18 protein-coding genes are annotated in these 17,908 nt (G+C 32.0%); 15 read left to right on the top strand and 3 right to left on the bottom strand.

Features of this window, described 5'->3' with window-relative positions; translation table 11 throughout:
* Positions 1 to 237: transposase (locus tag QZN45_RS05060; RefSeq protein WP_296811534.1), on the top strand; the 237-nt coding region annotated here is incomplete at its 5' end.
* Between the two features lie 90 nt (positions 238 to 327).
* Here QZN45_RS05060 and QZN45_RS05055 read toward each other — a convergent pair.
* Positions 328 to 1,161 (bottom strand): phosphorylcholine transferase LicD, encoded by an 834-nt coding sequence (locus QZN45_RS05055; protein ID WP_296811531.1) that lies wholly within the window; start codon positions 1,159 to 1,161, stop codon positions 328 to 330.
* A gap of 270 nt (positions 1,162 to 1,431) precedes the next feature.
* Between QZN45_RS05055 and QZN45_RS05050 the strand changes: the two genes are divergently transcribed.
* From QZN45_RS05050 to QZN45_RS05025, 6 genes are all read left to right on the top strand, one after another.
* The gene (locus QZN45_RS05050) at positions 1,432 to 2,139 is read left to right on the top strand and encodes a bifunctional 2-polyprenyl-6-hydroxyphenol methylase/3-demethylubiquinol 3-O-methyltransferase UbiG (protein WP_296811528.1); all 708 of its coding nucleotides are present in this window, start codon (positions 1,432 to 1,434) and stop codon (positions 2,137 to 2,139) included.
* 14 nt (positions 2,140 to 2,153) lie between these two features.
* Complete coding sequence (locus tag QZN45_RS05045; RefSeq protein ID WP_292609553.1) at positions 2,154 to 3,230, top strand: alanine--glyoxylate aminotransferase family protein; 1,077 nt, start codon at positions 2,154 to 2,156, stop codon at positions 3,228 to 3,230.
* Positions 3,231 to 4,553: a Gfo/Idh/MocA family oxidoreductase gene (locus QZN45_RS05040; protein ID WP_292609551.1), complete on the top strand. Its 1,323-nt coding sequence runs from the start codon at positions 3,231 to 3,233 to the stop codon at positions 4,551 to 4,553.
* A gap of 14 nt (positions 4,554 to 4,567) precedes the next feature.
* Positions 4,568 to 5,395: a phosphorylcholine transferase LicD gene (locus QZN45_RS05035; protein ID WP_296811526.1), complete on the top strand. Its 828-nt coding sequence runs from the start codon at positions 4,568 to 4,570 to the stop codon at positions 5,393 to 5,395.
* Between the two features lie 39 nt (positions 5,396 to 5,434).
* On the top strand, positions 5,435 to 6,490 hold the full coding sequence (locus tag QZN45_RS05030) for a UPF0104 family protein (protein ID WP_296811523.1): 1,056 nt from the start codon (positions 5,435 to 5,437) through the stop codon (positions 6,488 to 6,490).
* Positions 6,491 to 6,665: 175 nt separating this feature from the next.
* Positions 6,666 to 8,153 carry a sodium-dependent transporter gene (locus tag QZN45_RS05025; RefSeq protein ID WP_296811521.1) on the top strand — a complete coding sequence of 496 codons (1,488 nt, stop codon included), beginning with the start codon at positions 6,666 to 6,668 and terminating at the stop codon, positions 8,151 to 8,153.
* Between the two features lie 48 nt (positions 8,154 to 8,201).
* Here the strand turns inward: QZN45_RS05025 and QZN45_RS05020 are convergent, their stop codons facing one another.
* The gene (locus QZN45_RS05020) at positions 8,202 to 8,408 is read right to left on the bottom strand and encodes a hypothetical protein (protein ID WP_296811519.1); all 207 of its coding nucleotides are present in this window, start codon (positions 8,406 to 8,408) and stop codon (positions 8,202 to 8,204) included.
* An 80-nt stretch (positions 8,409 to 8,488) separates the two neighbouring features.
* Between QZN45_RS05020 and QZN45_RS05015 the strand changes: the two genes are divergently transcribed.
* The 8 genes from QZN45_RS05015 (at position 8,489) to QZN45_RS04980 (ending at position 15,621) form a co-directional block, all read left to right on the top strand.
* Positions 8,489 to 8,806, top strand: a complete 318-nt coding sequence (locus QZN45_RS05015) for a hypothetical protein (RefSeq protein WP_296800051.1) — start codon at positions 8,489 to 8,491, stop codon at positions 8,804 to 8,806.
* Positions 8,803 to 9,087, top strand: coding sequence for a hypothetical protein (locus QZN45_RS05010; protein WP_296811516.1), 285 nt, complete (start codon positions 8,803 to 8,805; stop codon positions 9,085 to 9,087). The genes QZN45_RS05015 and QZN45_RS05010 overlap by 4 nt, the downstream gene beginning before the upstream one ends.
* A 90-nt stretch (positions 9,088 to 9,177) precedes the next feature.
* Positions 9,178 to 9,906: a phosphoribosylaminoimidazolesuccinocarboxamide synthase gene (gene purC / locus QZN45_RS05005; RefSeq protein ID WP_292609534.1), complete on the top strand. Its 729-nt coding sequence runs from the start codon at positions 9,178 to 9,180 to the stop codon at positions 9,904 to 9,906.
* On the top strand, positions 9,907 to 10,173 hold the full coding sequence (purS, locus tag QZN45_RS05000; RefSeq protein WP_292609532.1) for a phosphoribosylformylglycinamidine synthase subunit PurS: 267 nt from the start codon (positions 9,907 to 9,909) through the stop codon (positions 10,171 to 10,173).
* A gap of 10 nt (positions 10,174 to 10,183) precedes the next feature.
* The gene (gene purQ / locus QZN45_RS04995) at positions 10,184 to 10,828 is read left to right on the top strand and encodes a phosphoribosylformylglycinamidine synthase subunit PurQ (RefSeq protein ID WP_296811512.1); all 645 of its coding nucleotides are present in this window, start codon (positions 10,184 to 10,186) and stop codon (positions 10,826 to 10,828) included.
* Between the two features lie 9 nt (positions 10,829 to 10,837).
* Positions 10,838 to 11,557: a uroporphyrinogen-III C-methyltransferase gene (gene cobA / locus QZN45_RS04990; RefSeq protein ID WP_296811509.1), complete on the top strand. Its 720-nt coding sequence runs from the start codon at positions 10,838 to 10,840 to the stop codon at positions 11,555 to 11,557.
* The gene (glmS, locus tag QZN45_RS04985; RefSeq protein ID WP_296811507.1) at positions 11,558 to 13,342 is read left to right on the top strand and encodes a glutamine--fructose-6-phosphate transaminase (isomerizing); all 1,785 of its coding nucleotides are present in this window, start codon (positions 11,558 to 11,560) and stop codon (positions 13,340 to 13,342) included.
* Between the two features lie 386 nt (positions 13,343 to 13,728).
* Positions 13,729 to 15,621, top strand: a complete 1,893-nt coding sequence (locus QZN45_RS04980) for an Ig-like domain-containing protein (RefSeq protein ID WP_296811505.1) — start codon at positions 13,729 to 13,731, stop codon at positions 15,619 to 15,621.
* Here the strand turns inward: QZN45_RS04980 and QZN45_RS04975 are convergent.
* Positions 15,606 to 16,829 carry an MnmC family methyltransferase gene (locus QZN45_RS04975; RefSeq protein WP_296811502.1) on the bottom strand — a complete coding sequence of 408 codons (1,224 nt, stop codon included), beginning with the start codon at positions 16,827 to 16,829 and terminating at the stop codon, positions 15,606 to 15,608. The genes QZN45_RS04980 and QZN45_RS04975 overlap by 16 nt on opposite strands.
* Between the last annotated feature and the right edge of the window lie 1,079 nt (positions 16,830 to 17,908).

The following is a 17,908-nucleotide window of genomic DNA, read 5'->3' as shown; positions in this document are numbered from 1 at the left end:
TATGGAAACCCTTCCAAGATTAGAATGCAACGGAAAATGGAAACAGACTGGGCACAAAAAATCTACAAAAAACGATCAAAAACAGCAGAACTACCATTTACACATATAAAACAAAATATGAAACTACATGAATTCACCACAACAGGAATAAAAAACACAAACACAGAATTCAAACTATACATAATCGGACATAACCTAAAAAGAATATACAATGAAATAAACAAGAAAAACAACTAAAAATAAGAAAAAATATCAAAAAATTAGAAACACAAAATTCGATTAAAAATTTTGCGTCACATCCTCATTAATAAAAAGATATTTTTTGTATTAATATTCACCAAAATCAATCTCTTCTGGAGCTGTTCTGAATCGGGACTCTTCAGGAGGTAATTCCATATAATCTCCATATTCCAGTTTCAATATTTTATCATAATTATTTGGAATATTAACTTCAATATCTTCGAATTTTACTTTTTTTAAAGGAATCCAATCAGTTTTAAAAGAAATTGGCATTATTCCGGAAGAAGGAAAATCACATACTTCTTCACAGTCTTCATTTTGATATTGGGTGAAAGATTTAACACATTTTTTTCTAATAGTATATGGGGAGATATGAAGTATTTTCATTGTATAATAAACTGTTTGCTGAATTATTTTTTTTATTTTTGAATCGTTTTCATATTTAATCGAAGAATAGGATGATAGCATATTTAAAAAATAACACTTCCATCTATGGATAAATCTTTTGAATTTGTTGTTTGGGATATTATCTAAAATAAAAATATCAATATATATGTTCGGAGTATAATCGACCTGATCAGCCCACCATTCTTTGAAAAGAGTATTTTTCAGCATCAGTCTTCCCCAGGTATAATGGTATGTTTTTTCATTTAAACAATTCATGAATCTAAACTTACAATCAATATTTTTTTCTAAAATTTTATTTAGTTTTTCAAAGTCTTCTCTAAACATGATTACATCGATATCATCATCCCATGGTACATATCCGTGATGTCTCACAGCCCCAATTAAAGTGCCACCGTACATAAAATAGGTCAATTTGTGTTCTTCACAAATTTCGATGAGATATTTTAAGATTTTCATGCTGACTTGTTGCTGATGTTTTAAGGTTTCATCATTGTATCTTTTTTCTTTAATCATGTTTATTTTCCTTTATTTTTTAATATATTAATGATAATTCAAATAGAATATATTTGTGAATTTCAAATATTATTTTTTTAAAAGTTATATAATTTTATATAGTTTTTTTAATAAATATTATTTGCTAATGAGCATTATCTTTTAAATTAATCTGATTATAAAAATATTTAATAAAGAGTTTGTTTAAAATATTATATGATTAAATAATTATATAATGTATTTGATTAGTTTGTTAATTAAATAAATTATATAATTACTCAAGGTGTAATAATGTCTAGACTGTATGGTGAAAAAGAAGATATTAATTCTGATAAAGTAAAAGATTTTTTTAACAAAAGAGCAAATAAAGATGTGGAAAGTGATTATTCTATTGTTTTGTTCCAAGACAAAGAAAACTCTGAAAAAAGACATGAAGAGGAAAAAAAGATTTTCCATGAAAACATTGATGTTTCAGGCAAAAAAGTTCTTGAAATTGGTTGTGGAATTGGAAGATGGGTTGAAGCTTTGCATGACAAATGTGCTTCATATTTAGGTTTGGACTTTTCAGAAGACCTTCTTGAAATTGCTGAAAAAACTTATGATTATGATAACTGCAAATTCCAATTAATGTCCGCTACAGATATAAAAGTAGATGAACTGGTGATTGAACCTCCATTCGATGTAATAATATTTTCCGGATTTTTAATGTACATCAATGATGATGACATAAACATTATAATGGATGAAGTCAATCAAATAGGAGCTGAAGACAAAATAATATTTGCTATGGAACCAACCTCATGCATGGAAACCAGATTAACTCTTAAAGATTTCTACTCTGATGGTTTAGAATCTGATTATAATGCAATTTATAGAACTGAACAAGAATATTTAGATTTCTTCAAACAATTAAACTGCAAAGAAATGCGCACCGGCCATCTTTTTGATGATTTAAGCGATCATAGCGAAACCAATTATATGTTTTATGTAATCGGATAAAAAAAGGTGTTTTGATGTTAAATTTTGCATTAGGACCTGTAATGAGTAGTGACTTAATTTTAGAAGTTGGCTCTAGACAAACTCCCTATTTCAGAACTCCTGAGTTTTCCAAAGTAAATCTCGAAAATGAGCAATTGATGAAGGAGCTTCTTCAAGCTAGTGATGATTCAAGAGCAATCTTTTTAACTGGATCTGGAACTTCTGGTATGGAAGCTACTGTTATGAATGTATTAAATGAAGATGATAAAGTTTTAATAGTCAATGGTGGAGGTTTCGGTCAAAGATTTGTTGACTTATGCAACCTACACAATATCGACTGTGATGATATCAAATTAGAATTCGGGCATTGTTTAACTCGTGAAAAGTTATTTGAATATGACGGTAAAGATTATACTGCATTTATAGTAAATATCTGTGAAACCAGTTCTGGAGTCTATTATGACATTAACTTAATCAGCGAATTCTGTAAAAAAAATAATCTATTATTAATTGTCGATGCGGTCAGTTCATTTTTAGCTGATGATTTAAACATGGTCGAACATGACGTTGATGTTGTAATAACCGGTTCTCAAAAAGCTTTGGCATGCCCTCCTGGAATTGCTATTATTGTATTGTCTGAAGATGCAATTAAACGTGTAGAAAAGAATACCTGTAAATCCATGTATTTTGATTTTGAAGACATGCTAATAAACGGTATTAGAGGTCAAACCCCTTATACACCAGCAATCACAATCATATTGCAGCTTAATGCTAGATTGAATCAACTTAAAAATGATGGTGGCATTGAAGCTGAAATACAAAGAATATCTGATTTAGCAGAGGACTTTAGAAGCAAAATTACTGAATTTCCATTTGTAGTAAAATCAAATTGTTTATCCAATGCAGTAACAACAGTTCACTCCAAAGAAAAAATTGAAGCCAATATTGTTGAAATATTAAAAAATGAGTATGATATATGGGTTAGTACTGCAAGAGATGATTTATCCAAGACCATGTTATTCAGAGTAGGTCATATGGGAGACTTGACTCCAAAAGACAATGATACATTAATAGAAGCACTTAGAGATATACAAAAAAGAGGATTATTTTAAATGAAAAAAGTAATAACATACGGAACCTATGATCTGTTCCATTATGGACACCAAAGACTTCTTGAAAGAGCCAAAGAACTTGGAGATTATTTAATTGTAGGTGTCACTGCAGATGATTTTGACAAACAAAGAGGCAAAATCAATGTTCAACAGTCATTAATGGAAAGAATTGAATCCGTTCGAGCTACAGGGCTTGCAGATGAAATCATAATTGAAGAATATGAAGGTCAAAAAATAGATGATATCAAACGATTTGAAGTTGATATTTTTACAGTAGGTTCGGATTGGGTTGGTCATTTTGATTATTTAAAAGAATACTGTGATGTAATTTATCTTGAAAGAACCAAAGGTGTTTCAAGTTCTGATTTACGGGCTGAAAAAAGAAGTATTAATTTAGGTTTGATTGGTGAAGGTAATGTTTTAAAGAAGTTTTATGAAGAATCTAAATTTGTCAATGGAATTGAAGTAAATGCGGCTCTTGTGATTAATCAAAATGAAAGAAAATCCTATGAAAGTCAAGAAGTGTTATTGACTGATGATTTTGATAAGTTATTATCTGTTGTTGATGCAGTATTTATTATATCACATCCTTCAAAGCATTATTCCCATATTAAGAAAGCATTAACTTGCGGCAAACATGTTTTATGCGAATCTCCAATTGCATTAAATCAGTCAAATTTCGAAGAACTAAAACAATTGGCCAATGAAAAAAATTTAATTTTGATGGATTCTATTAAAACAGCTTATTCCACAGCATATAATAGATTATTGCTATTGCTTAAAGGGGGTAAAATTGGAGAGATCTATTCTGTTGATGCGACTTGTACAAGTTTGAGGGAATATGAAGATAATTCCTGGAATAGTATTACATCATGGGCTCCTACTGCTCTTTTACCAATATTCCAAATATTGGGAGTAAATTATAAAAATAAAACTATCAATTCACTAACTCTGGATGAAAAACAGAATTTTGATTTATTTACAAAAATTGATTTCCAATATGAAAATGCAGTTGCTTCAATTAAAGTTGCAAATGGGGTCAAATCTGAAGGTGAATTAATTATTTCTGGAACTGAAGGTTACGCTTACGTTCCTGCACCTTGGTGGAAAACAGATTATTTTGAATTAAGATTTGAAAATCAAGAAGATAATAAAAAATATTTCTATCAATTAGATGGTGAAGGAATAAGATATGAGCTTGTAGCTTTTGCCAAATCCATTGAATTAAATAGGAATAATGCTTATATAGATTATGATGTTTCAAAAGCAATTTGTAAAATTATTGAGGACTTTGAAAATAAGGATGTTAATTTCATCAGATAATTATTGGCGATAAAATGGATAATATTCTTCAGGGTGATGTTCTTTCTCATCTTCAAGATGTTGAATTAATGATTTTAAAAGATTTTGTTAAAATCTGTGAAGAAAATAATATTGAATACTATTTAATTTTTGGAACTCAAATAGGAGCTATTAGACATCAAGGTTTTATCCCATGGGATGATGACATTGACATAATGATTTTTCGTGAAGATTATGAAAGATTTTTAAAAGTCATGGAAGAGCATCCTAATGATAAATATACTATTTTTGATCCGAGATATGATCAGGAATACTGTTTTGAATTTGGAAGAATGTCTTTAAATGGAACTTATTGGGCTGAGTATTGGGACAATCAAGTTTCATTCAAATTGGGAATTCATATAGACCTTTTTATTTTAGATGTTTTACCTGATAATAAAATAAAAAGATGGTTATTCATTCAATATTGTTTCATTGTGACTAGATTGCATGCGATTTCACTATTGAGATTTGATAATTACCCTAAAATAATTAATTTAATACTTAATTTTATTCATGCACTGTTAAATTTTATTAAATTAAATCCAACTTATTTTCAAAAAAGGATTCCTAAACTATTCAGAAAGTATGAAAAATCAGATAGCGGTCAATTTGTCACAGATTTAACATTACATGAAAGAGTTGTTTTTAAGAGAAATGATTATAAACCTCCAAAGAGGGCTAAATTTGAAGATTCCTTCTTTTTTATTCCTAATGATGATGATAATACATTGATTCCAATTTATGGAGATTATATGAAACTTCCGCCTGAAGAAGAACAGTTTTGCCATATATTAAATGAAATTGATTTTGGAAAATACTAATCAAATAACTATTTAACTAATAAATGATTAAATTTAATTATGGATAAAAAATCTGCCATTTTTATTATAGTTAGTTTTTTAATTTTAATAGTAATGTTCCATTTCATTGGAATTGAAAATATCATAGATGCTTTAAAAACCGCTAATTTAGCTTTAATAGTTTTGGCTATTGTTATACAGATATTCACTTATTTTTTATACACTCTGCGTTGGAAACTGGTCAATGATTCGGTAAATATCAAGGCCAGCTTCAGAAGTCTGCTTCCTATGATGATGGTTGGGCTTGCAGTCAACAACATCACTCCTTCAGGTCGTGGTGGAGGAGAGCCTGTCAGGGCATATATCTTATCTAGGGATGAGGGTTATGACTTAAAGGATACCTTTGCAGGTGTTGTGGCAGATAGGGTTTTGGATACATTCCCGTTCATTGTTCTTGCAGCGATAACCATTGTTGCAATGCTTTTGTACTTTGAAATTCCTACATGGCTGGTTGTCGTATTGGTATTGTCCGTAATCGGAATTCTTGTGGTTTTGGGAATTCTTATTTATCTATGCATAAATCCTGGTTTTGGAAGCCGTCTTGAGAAATTCATTTTCAGAATCGTCAACAGATTCTATAAGAAAAGTTCCGAGGATTTGGAAAAAAGCATTCATGACAACATCTTCGGTTTTCAGAAAACCATGTCCATGCTGCTTTTAAACAAGAATCTTTTGTATTATACAATTCCATTGTCCTTTTTGATTTGGATTTTTGAGATTTTAAGGGTATATATTGTATTTCTGGCATTCGGAGCTTCCCTGAACGTGATTGTCATAGGTGAAGTATTCATTATTGCTTCTCTTGTAGGTATGATTCCACTTCTTCCAGGAGGTCTTGGAGCAGTTGACGGTATAATGATTGGTTTTTACTCAAAAGCAGGTATTTCACTTTCACTTGCAGGACCTGTAACATTGATTGAAAGGCTGATTTCATTCTGGATGGCTACAATCATCGGTCTGGTAATTCTTCCTTATTACGGTTCATCCGTTTTGGAAAAGATATCTGTCGGCTCATCTGCTGAACAGCTTGACAAGTCCATAAATGATGAAGATTAATTTTTTCATAATTTTTGAAATTTATTTTTAACATTTATAAAATTTATATTTTTTAATCTTATTTTATTCGGTATTTTACTATTTTTCTTAATAATTTTCATTTTTTCTTAAATCTAAACCTATTTAACCTTTTAACTATAAAGTTATTTAGTATAAATATAGGAAATTGGAAATTATGGCAGATAAAAATGAATGGGGCAGCAACCTTTCATTCATCCTTGCAATGATTGGTTCTGCCGTTGGACTTGGAAACATTTGGAGATATCCGTATGTACTTTACTCTAATGGTGGGGGAGCATTTTATATCCCTTATATTGTGGCTATTCTTTTGATGGGAATTCCATTTTTGATTTTGGAGTATGGTGTCGGATATAATTTTAAGTCTTCCTTTCCAAAGGCGATTAGGAAGATTCACTCCAATTGGGAATATTTAGGCTGGCTTTTGCCGGTTGCTGTTTTTATGATTATGATTTATTACTCAGCTATTCTTGGCTGGGATGGAATTTACATGATTTTGAGTTTCACCAAGGGTTGGGGCGCAAACCCGGACACTTTCTTTGCAACCACTCTTCTTCAATCATCAGAATCAATGTCCGGTTTGACCCATTTCATTCCAATCATTGCTGTTGCAATGCTTATCGGTTGGGTAATCATTTGGTTTATATCTCACAGGGATTTGGAAGAAGGTTTGGGTAAGGTTTCAAAGGTTTTGGTACCTGCACTCTTCATAATTATGGTAATTATTGTTGGGTTTTCATTGACTTTGCCTGGTGCTTCAATAGGTCTTGAGGAACTCTTCAACCCTGACTGGTCACTTTTAACACACTTTGAAATATGGATGGCTGCATTCGGACAGATTGTATTTTCATTAAGCCTGGGAATGTCAATAGCATTTACGTATGCAAGCTATACAAGCGATGACGCTGATTTGATTACAAATACAATCTCAATTGCTCTTGCTAATTCACTTTTTGAAAACTTCGCCGCTTTAGGGGTTTTCTCAATTTTAGGATACATGTCACTTCAGTCCGGAACAGCTGTAGCGGACCTTGTAACTCAGGGAACCGGTCTTGTATTTGTAGTATATCCTACAGTATTTAATGTATTGGGTCAGTGGGCTTACGTTTTAGGACCATTGTTCTTTTTGACAGTTTATCTTGCAGGACTTACAAGCATTTTATCAACAATAGAACCGTTGTCATTTTCCATTCAAAACAAGTTTGGCCTTACAAGGTCCAGGACAATGACAATACTGGTAATAGTTGGTGCGGCAATGTCAATGATTTACGCTACCGCTTACGGCGGAGAACTGCTTGGATTTGTAGATACATTCATCAATCAAATTGCACTCCTTTTTGGTGTGATTTTAGAGTGCATAATATTTGCATGGATATTCAAAGCTGAAAAGCTCATTGATTTTCTCAATTCAAGGTCTAAAACAATCAAAGTGGGCAAATGGTGGCTGGTAATTGTTAAGTATATCCTTCCGATTTTCATTTCAATCATCTGGATTGGAGGACTCATTGATGTTATCAATGCAGGAACTATAGATCAGCTTAACTTTACAATCGTTACTGCTTTGCTGCTTTTAATTGCAACAGGCATTTTCACTATTATGCCTGCTAAAAATCCTGAATGGGATGATACTGAAGAAAGAGTATAGATTATAATTAACTCTATATTCTTTTCTAATTTTTTAAAAATAGATTTTTCAGGTAAAGAATTTATTTAAAGCGTTTTCGTTTTGCTTCACTTCCAATTGGATGGTAATGGTTCCATTTGGATCTTCATGAACTACTTCTTCATACTTGTTAAATGTTGCAGTGCTGTCGCTTGATTCGTTATAGTAAACTCCAGCAATCAGACCTATTATGCATAATAAAAACATGAGAAGTATTGTGGTATTTTTCATATCCATAATAATATATATTATAGAAAAGTATTTTTATAACTTTTGTTCATACTTATTAGCGAAATATTTTTTTTAGAGGTGAAAATATGAAAGGCTTTATAATAGCAATAGTAGTGATTGCAGCGATACTTGTCATCGGCGGCGGTGCTGTGGCATATAAGTTTTTAGACTCTGATGGCAGTGGCTCTGCTTTGAATAAGGTTGTAGATAAAGTAAGTAATAGTGGATCTTCTGATGTTGTAAAAGAGGAAATCAAGGAAAACGGTCAAGCTGGTGGAGGCTCATATAAGGAGGTTTCATATGGTGATGGAGGATTCCGTCAGTATGATTCTGATACTGGCGAACTGATAGGTTCTTCCTATGATTCTGATCAGGCAAAATTGAATAAAGGGGATTTTGATTGATTTTAAAGGATTTGCTTGATTATTTTAATATTGAAGATAATCTTCCAGATTATCTTTTGAACCATCCATTCAACGAAGTCTTTTTGGACGGGGATTTGACAAAGGATGGCAATGATTATAGGATAGAGGTTACAACACGTCAAAACGTTACTCATCAAATGCACATAAGGCCAAACGATGAATTTCCAGTAATCATAATATCAAGGCTTCCTAACGGAAATTTGAACGGAATGAAGTTCGGCCAGAATGATGGTGATGAAAAATTTATCGATGAGTTGTAACCTGCTATTTTTTCTTATTTTTTTAACTACTTTTATATAATATTTTAATCAAAAATTATAATATAATAATTTAATAATTTTGTTGATATCATGGACAAAAAAGAGTTAATTAATGGCGGAAAAGTAAAAAGTGTATTTACCACCGATAACGAGAATCAGGTCATTATCGAGTTTAGAGATGATATGACTGCTGGTGATGGTGCAAGAAAAGAGGTAATGAACAATAAGGGAGCCTACAATGCGATAATTTCTACAAAAATATTCAAGGTATTGGAAGAAAACGGCATTGAAACTCAATTCATTGACCTGCCTGAACCTAATGTCATGCTTGCAAAAAAGCTTGAAATGATTCCAATTGAAGTGATTGTAAGAAACATTGCTACAGGCAGTCTTGTTCGCAAATATCCAATTGATGACGGTACCAAATTGGACCCTCCAATCGTTCAAATGGATTTTAAGGATGATGAATATCATGACCCTATGCTTAATGATTCCATTATCAAGGCACTGGGAATAGCTACCCAGGAGGAAATCGATATCCTAACCCAAAAGGCCTTAAAAATCAATGAAATTTTAACCAAATTCTTTGCGGATGCAGGTATTATTCTGGTTGACTACAAGGTTGAATTCGGTAAGGATAAAGATGGAAACATTCTTTTAGGTGATGAGATTTCTCCTGACGGATGCAGACTATGGGACAGTGAAACATTGGAAATGCTGGATAAGGAACTGTTTAGAAAAGGAAAAGACGATGAAGTTATGGATGCTTACATTGAAGTGTACAATAGAATTATTCCTGATGATGAAAAGGTGATTTAGATGTTATTTGATATTGAAGTGAAAATTTCTCTTAAAAGCGGAATGTTAAATCCTGAAGCAACAACAATTGAAAGATCTCTTGAATTACTTGGTTATGATGTAAACAACGTAAAAACTGTTGAAATCATCAAATTCCAAATGGAAGGTGAAGACAGGGAAGCAATCAGAGACAATGTTACTGACATGTGTGAAAGATTGTTATGTAATCCTGTAATTCATGATTATAAAATTAATGTTATTCCACAAAACATGGCATGTGGTAAATAGAGGGATTTAAATGAAAATCGGAGTAATTAGATTTCCGGGAACCAACTGTGACAGGGATGTTGCACAGGCTATTGAATTGGCCGGCCTTACTCCAGAATACATCTGGTGGAATGAGGAAAAGCTAACTGATTTTGACGGTATAGTGATTCCTGGAGGATTTTCTTATGGGGATTACTTGAGAGCTGGTGCAATGGCTTCAATCACACCTGTAATTGATGGAATTAAAGAATTGGTAAAAGAGGAAAAACCGGTTTTGGGAATATGTAATGGAGCGCAGATTTTAGGAGAAATCGGTCTTGTTCCAGGAATTTTCATAACAAACGAATATCCTAAATTCAACTGTGAATGGGTTAATTTGAAAGTGGCAACCAACAGGACTCCTTTTACCAAAGCATTCAAAAACAATCAGACAATCGCTCTGCCTATAGCTCATGCTGAGGGAAGGTTTTACACCGAAGACATTGACCTTTTAAAAGACCAGAACCAAATCGTATTGCAGTTTGAAGGCAAAAACCCTAACGGTTCAATGGAAGCAATCACAAGCGTTTGCGATGAGTCAGGACTAGTTTGCGCTATGATGCCTCACCCAGAAAGAGCTTGTGAGGAATTGTTTGGTTCCGATGATGGTTTAAACTTTTTTAAAGGATTTTTATAATGTGATAAGATGGTAGTTTATTTAATTGGTGCAGGACCTGGAGATGCTGATTTAATAACTCTTAAAGCAGTCAATGCATTGAATAAAGCTGATGTCGTATTGTATGATTATTTGGCTAACGAAGAAATATTGGCCCATGCTCCCGATTCAGCAAAAAAAATTTATGTCGGAAAAAAAGCAGGGGAGCATTATAAAACACAAGACCAAATCAATGAATTGATTATCCAGCAGGCTCAAAATCATGAAAATGTTGTAAGGCTCAAGGGAGGAGATCCTTTTGTATTTGGCCGTGGCGGTGAAGAAATATTGGCTTTAATGGAACATGATATCAAATTTGAAGTAATTCCAGGTGTAACTTCCGCTATTGGAGCACCAACTTCACTGGGACTGCCAGTAACTCACAGGGCAGTAGCAACATCAGTGACTATTGTAACAGGTCATGAAGACCCGACAAAAGCAGAAAGCCAAGTTCACTGGGATTACACTGCCGATACATTAATTATTTTAATGGGAATTGGAAATATTAAAGAAAATACTTCCGAAATCATGAAATACCGTTCAGCCGACACACCTGTCTGTGCTGTTGAAAGCGGAACTCTTCCTGATGAAAACGTAGTATTTGGAACATTGGGAGACATTTCGGATAAGGAAATTAACACTCCTGCTATTTTAATAATAGGGAATGTTGTAAATCTTTATAAAGATATTTATGATTATCAAGGTGATTAGATGTGTGGAATTGTAGGTTGTATATTGAAAGAAGATAATGATGTGGCGCCGATTCTTTTTGATTGTATTTCAAAATTGGAGTATAGGGGATATGATTCAATCGGACTTGCTACATTTGCAGATGATAATATTCATATCAAAAAGGATAAAGGTAAAATCGAAGAAGTGGACAAGAAATTGGATTTGTCAGATATGCCTGGCAATTTTGGTATTGCTCATGTTCGATGGGCAACACACGGGGATCCGTCAAAATTAAATTCACATCCTCATGTTGATGAAGATGCTAGTATTGCTGTTGTTCACAACGGTATCATTGAGAATTATTTGGAGATTAAGGAAAAATTAACCCTCGAAGGTCATGTATTCAAATCAGACACAGACACTGAAGTCATTCCTCATCTGATTCAAAAGTTCATGGATGAAAAATTCGACCTTGAGCATGCCGTCAGGAAAACCATCGATGTTATTGAAGGGGCTTATGCGATTGCTGCAATCAGTAAAAATGAGCCGGACAAGATTGTTGCAACCCGTAAGGATTCACCATTGATTGTCGGTATTGGCGAAGAGGGTTATTATCTTGCATCAGACTCTCCAGCTATTTTGAAATATGCACGTGACATAATTTATCCTGAAAGGGGTGAAATTGTAATTCTCGATAAGGATGGTGTTGTGGTTCATGATGAATTTGACAATGTGGTCAACAAGGAAATAGATACCATTAACTGGACTCCTGAAATGGCTGAAAAAGAAGGTTATGACCATTTCATGATAAAGGAAATAAATGAACAGGCAACAGCAGTTAGAAATACATTGACTCAAAAGGACAATATTCAGGAAATCATTGATGACATTGATGACATTCAAAGGATATGCTTTGTTGCCTGCGGAACATCATATCATGCTTCACTGACTGGAAAATATTTGATAGAATCATTGGCAGGCGTTCCAACCGATGTTATTCTTGCTTCAGAGTTCAAATATTCTGCCAATACTTTAAACGATAAGACTCTGGTAATATTTATATCTCAGTCCGGGGAAACTGCAGATTCCCTTAAGGCATTGGATGTGGCAAATCAGACATCCAAAACTTTGGGAATTGTTAATGTTGCAGGTTCATCCATTACAAGAAGGGCTCAATATGTAATCCAGACTCAGGCAGGTCCTGAAATTGGAGTGGCAGCAACTAAAACCTATGTCGCTCAGCTAACTTCCATTTATCTGTTTGCAGCATTGCTGTCTAAAAATGTGGAGCTTTTAAAAGAAATTGAAAAGGTTCCTGATTTCATTGATGAGACTCTTGAGGATATTGAGTTCATTGAGGATTTCTCAAAAAGATACAATTATGCTCGCGATTTCTTCTATTTGGGAAGAGGCTATTCATACCCTACTGCATTGGAAGGCGCCTTAAAGCTTAAGGAGATTACATACATTCATGGTGAAGGATATGCTGCAGGTGAGTTGAAACATGGTCCTTTGGCTTTGATTGATGAAGGAATTCCTGTAGTGGTCATTATTCCTCCTGGGGATAATTACAGAAAGACCATGAGCAATTTGGAAGAGGTTAAATCCCGTGGGGCAAATGTTTTGGCTATCGGGTCAGCTGATGATGAATCACTAAAAGCTAAAGCCGATGATGTAATTGCAATCAATGCTGACGTGAAAGAGATTATTGCACCGCTGGTTTATATTGTGCCGTTGCAGTTGATAGCCTATTATATTACTGTTGAAAAGGGACATGACCCTGACAAACCTAAAAATTTAGCAAAATGTGTGACTGTAGAATGAGTTTTTTGAAAACTTTTTCTATATTCCTTATTTTATCTTTATTTTATATTTAACAAGTTATAATTCAATATTTTTACTATTTATTCAATCCATTTTGTTTTTTATTATTTTTAATGGTATTTTCATATTTATTTTGAATTTTAAATTAATCGGATTACTATAACTTTTTTTTTAGTATTAAAAATATTCATTATCCAATTTTTAATTAAAATAAGTCTTTTGATAATAATTTTAACTATTTTAATTTTTTTATTTTATTTATAATTGTTTTTGTACTTATTTTTTCAAAATTAAGCTTGATTATGCTTTTTTTCAAAATCAAAAGCTTTTTATAAGAAAAGTGTGATAAGATAATGTACGAACAAATGTTAGATGGAGTTAACGTTATGTTTAATAATAAAGTAAAATTATTTTTGGTAACTCTAATTTTCATGTTGTCAATTTCCGCTGTGGCGGCAGTAGAAAATACTACTACTAGTGATGACATGCTTATTGGGGAAGTAGACGAAGAACCTCCTTCGGGTGTAGTTCAAGATATTTCTACTGATAATAATCTTGAAGTTACTGATAATGATGATAAAAGTCAAATTGGAACTTTATATGAGCTAAAGGTCGATAACGTAAAGATGTATTATAAAAATGGATCTAGTTATGACGTGACTTTGCTTGAAAATTTCGAACCTGTTAAAGATGCATCAGTGTCCATTACTATCAATGGAGTTTCATATACTAAGGTCACTGATAAATCAGGTAAGATATCTATTCCAATTACTTTAAATTCAGGTAGCTATGTGGCTACTGCAAAATATAATGATATACAAATTAAGAATACTATTAAAGTATTGCCTGTCATTTCAGCTAGTGATGTCACTACAACCTATAAAAGCACTGCCCAATATAAGGCTAAGTTTTTAGATGGTCATGGCAATCCTTTAAAAAATTCTGCTGTTAAATTTAAAGTTAACGGTAAGACATATTCTAAAAAAACTAATGCTAAAGGTTATGCAACATTTGAAACTTCCAATTTAAAAGTTGGCAGTTATGTTATTCAGGCTATTCATCCAAACGGATATAAAAAATCAAATAAGATAGTCATAAAGAATTCTGTTGTTGCATCAAATGTTAAAAAGCATTATTTAAGTTCTAAAAAATTCTCAGCAACCTTTTATGGAAAAAATGGGAAATTATTAGCAAAGAAATATGTTAAATTTTATCGTAACGGAGAATATTTCAGTGTAAAAACTAATTCGAAGGGTGTAGCTTCAATCGCTATTATTTCAAAACCTACTACCTTTAAAATGGTTTCAATAAATCCTGAAACCGGTCAAAAGGTAAGTAGAAATGTAACAATATTATCTACTTTGTCTGCTAGTAAAGTATCAACATTTTCAGACAAAACAGCTACATTTAAGGTTAAACTTTATAAGAACGATAAGTTAGTTAAAAATGCAAAAGTTTATGTTTATATCAAAGGCGTTAAAAAAACTGCTAAGACAAATGCCAATGGTATTGCCAGCGTAAACTTTAAATTAGCTAAAGGAACTTATGATTTTGTATCATATGATCCTTATACTAAATATTCAATAAAAACTAAAGTGTCTGTTAAATTGGCTTCAATTAGAGCATATACTAAAAATACATATGAAGATTCAGAGACAACCTATACTGCAACTCTTTTGAATCAGGATGGTAGTCTTGCGAAAAATACCAAAATGCAAATGACATTAAATGGCAAAACATATAATGTCAAAACCAATGTAAAAGGTGTTGCAAGCATTACTTTCAAATTAAAAGAGGGAAAATACAAAATAGTCTGTAAGGATTTACGTACAAACTACACAAAAACCTGTACTGTCAATGTTTACGGTCCTATTGTAGGTATTAAATTTGATAAGTATGGTGTTTCTGAAGATGGCAGTATGCTTATGGTAGTTGGTAGACCATCTGCTGTTGGTGAAGAATCCAAATATGGATATACATTTTATAAAACTCTCTTTGAGAGAACATGTCCGTATTGTGGAGGTCATAATCTTTATTGGCACATTTTCTGGGCAGGTAGTGAATATGCTGACGGGGGAATTTTCCCTGCAACAGGCCGGTATGAAACAGGAAGTGCTGAAGGAAATATTTTCTGTAAGGACTGTGACTGTGACTTTTCAATATTCGGTAATGAACATGTTTGGAGTAATCCTATGCATTTAAAAATATTGGATGGTCCTTATAAATCATCAAAAGAAGAAGCATATGCTTTAAAAAGTGGAAATTATGTATTGTCATAATTTCCTGATTTAACTTTTTTTAATTTTTTTTCCATATCTAAAATTCTATTTCTTGAATTGTTTTTTTCGTCTTGTTTTTTTGAATAGCTGTTTTCACATTCAACAATGTAGAATGCTTCATCGGAAGTTGTTGATGGTATATTCATTTTTGCCAGATTGCGTTCCACTCTTCTTTTAAGTTTCTCGTCATCCATTTCACATGCTAAAAATATGGGTGTTTTAACGGCAGATGAAATTTTTGTGGTGTGGCGGGCATTGTGCCTTTCTTCTGTTCTTTTTTCTAGAATGTAATCGCTGCTGTTGTTTAGATTAGGGTCTCTAAATGGAATTCCCACATCTGACAGTGCAATTCTTATCTCATCATTTTTTGGCAGTGCTGTGTCAAGCATCAATGGATTTGGACTGGCCAGTGTTCCTCCCTGTTTTCTTCCAAAAATAGGGCCTTGACCAATATAGAAATCTGCTTCAATGAAAGCTGCCCTTACTGGAGCGGATGAAGTGTAGGTTGCAACAATTCCATCATCTTTTATGACTCTCCTGAACTCTTTGAAAAATTCGAGCGAAAATAATTCCGGTGCCATGTTTTGGGAAAATGGATCTAAAAATATCGCATCATATGTGTTGTCTTTCAGCTTCTGGACAGTTTGCCTTGCATCTTCGATGTAGACATTGATGTCAATATTTTCGGGAATTTCACAAGTCTCCAGGCTTAATGTTGCATAATCCTGTTTGATGAGTTCATCTTCAATGGCTTTTTTGGTAATGTCATGTGCTTTGATGGGTGAAGGAATCAAAAGACCGCACGCAAGTGTTGCATAGGATATTTCAACCATATCGATTGTTAAATTGGATTTTGAAGAGTTTTTCATGAAATCTTCTATTGCTGCTGATGAGTTGTAGCCGAGTCCGGCACATATGTCTAAAATTGCAATGTCCTCTTCGTAGTTGAACTTCATTGGCTTGATAAATTTCTCAAATGACTCACTTATTGCTCCGGTAGATGTATGTAATGTTTCAATTTTGTGATTTATTTCCTTCGAGTTAATAGAATAAGATCCATCATCGGTTAAAACGAAATAATTTTTATAAGTATCAAAAAAATTAACTCTTCCTTCATTATTTTGGGTACTTTTTTCCAACTCGAAACATGAATTTACCAAATCGAAAATATCATCATTTATTATTCTGGCATTGTCTTCATAACTCATTTTATCAATAAAAAATTTTGTTTTTCTTAATATTTATTTTTGAAGTGGTTTCAAATTCAAATTGGATTTTAATAATTTTTTTGTTAATTTGGATAAAATGCATTAATATTAAAAAATATATGGTTTTGTTCAAAATTTTTTTAAAATTATTGATTTGTGTTGGTTATTTTTTTAGATTTTGGCATTGCTATCTGTTGGTTGGCTAAAAATCTTGCGTAGGTAGTTAAAATTGGTCTTTAGGATTAAATTTAAAACTCAATGATTTGTAAAAAATTAATTATATTTTTAAAATTCTTTATTCGATTTCAAATGTTTTTTGAGTGTTTAATGGATTCATTGATTTTATTTTAATAATCTGGCTTCGATTCAAGGGTATTTTTGCTTTTTCAGTCATTAAATTTAAATTCAAATTTCAGCTTTGTTTTTGCAATAATTCAAATTCAACAGTTCATTTATGATAAAAAAAGAGTTAATTGGTTCTCTTTTTGTTTTTTAATCAATTATCTTCAGAATTTATTTTATTCTCTTGGAAATCAAATCATGTTGATTTTTGCTGACTTTCACAAATACTCATTGTTATTGCTTATTTTATTGATTGAGGCTTTCTTAATCCTTTTCTTTTAGGGATTGTTTTTTAATTAAATAAAGAATTTTGTACTGTTTTTTTAACTAATTAATTTATTATTAGTTTTATTTTATTTAAAATACTCTCATTTAATTATTTTTATTGTAATTTAAGCATTATTAGTTAGATTTTATCTTGTCATTTTTTGGGTGGGGAGGGTATTTTTTATAAATTTTTAACTTTTGATGGTTGATTTGGGCAATTTTTAACCGTTTAATTTTTCTTCTTAAAATGCTTATTTTTCTTATTTATTGGATATTTTTTCTTATTTTTTAATAAAAACATTTATATAAGACTTATTTCATAATAATAACTAACAATCTTAAGTATTCAAAACTTTTTACTTGATATATGTGTAAAATTTTTTGGTATTTGCTTAAGATTGAAGTATTGCGGTGATGAAAATCAATGATAATATCACTTCAATACTATGTTTCAACGTATCAAATGTTGA

This window comes from uncultured Methanobrevibacter sp. (assembly GCF_900314695.1).
Lineage (GTDB): Archaea > Methanobacteriota > Methanobacteria > Methanobacteriales > Methanobacteriaceae > Methanocatella.
This window is presented reverse-complemented; position numbering and strand designations above follow the sequence as displayed.

Excerpts from the sequence above, each read along its gene's own strand:
- QZN45_RS05055 (WP_296811531.1), bottom strand. The coding sequence starts at position 1,161 with ATGATTAAAGAAAAAAGATACAATGATGAAACCTTAAAACATCAGCAA.
- QZN45_RS05050 (WP_296811528.1), top strand. The coding sequence starts at position 1,432 with ATGTCTAGACTGTATGGTGAAAAAGAAGATATTAATTCTGATAAAGTA.
- QZN45_RS05045 (WP_292609553.1), top strand. The coding sequence starts at position 2,154 with ATGTTAAATTTTGCATTAGGACCTGTAATGAGTAGTGACTTAATTTTA.
- QZN45_RS05040 (WP_292609551.1), top strand. The coding sequence starts at position 3,231 with ATGAAAAAAGTAATAACATACGGAACCTATGATCTGTTCCATTATGGA.
- QZN45_RS05035 (WP_296811526.1), top strand. The coding sequence starts at position 4,568 with ATGGATAATATTCTTCAGGGTGATGTTCTTTCTCATCTTCAAGATGTT.
- QZN45_RS05030 (WP_296811523.1), top strand. The coding sequence starts at position 5,435 with ATGGATAAAAAATCTGCCATTTTTATTATAGTTAGTTTTTTAATTTTA.
- QZN45_RS05025 (WP_296811521.1), top strand. The coding sequence starts at position 6,666 with ATGGCAGATAAAAATGAATGGGGCAGCAACCTTTCATTCATCCTTGCA.
- QZN45_RS05020 (WP_296811519.1), bottom strand. The coding sequence starts at position 8,408 with ATGGATATGAAAAATACCACAATACTTCTCATGTTTTTATTATGCATA.
- QZN45_RS05015 (WP_296800051.1), top strand. The coding sequence starts at position 8,489 with ATGAAAGGCTTTATAATAGCAATAGTAGTGATTGCAGCGATACTTGTC.
- purC (WP_292609534.1), top strand. The coding sequence starts at position 9,178 with ATGGACAAAAAAGAGTTAATTAATGGCGGAAAAGTAAAAAGTGTATTT.
- purS (WP_292609532.1), top strand. The coding sequence starts at position 9,907 with ATGTTATTTGATATTGAAGTGAAAATTTCTCTTAAAAGCGGAATGTTA.
- purQ (WP_296811512.1), top strand. The coding sequence starts at position 10,184 with ATGAAAATCGGAGTAATTAGATTTCCGGGAACCAACTGTGACAGGGAT.
- cobA (WP_296811509.1), top strand. The coding sequence starts at position 10,838 with ATGGTAGTTTATTTAATTGGTGCAGGACCTGGAGATGCTGATTTAATA.
- glmS (WP_296811507.1), top strand. The coding sequence starts at position 11,558 with ATGTGTGGAATTGTAGGTTGTATATTGAAAGAAGATAATGATGTGGCG.
- QZN45_RS04980 (WP_296811505.1), top strand. The coding sequence starts at position 13,729 with ATGTTTAATAATAAAGTAAAATTATTTTTGGTAACTCTAATTTTCATG.
- QZN45_RS04975 (WP_296811502.1), bottom strand. The coding sequence starts at position 16,829 with ATGAGTTATGAAGACAATGCCAGAATAATAAATGATGATATTTTCGAT.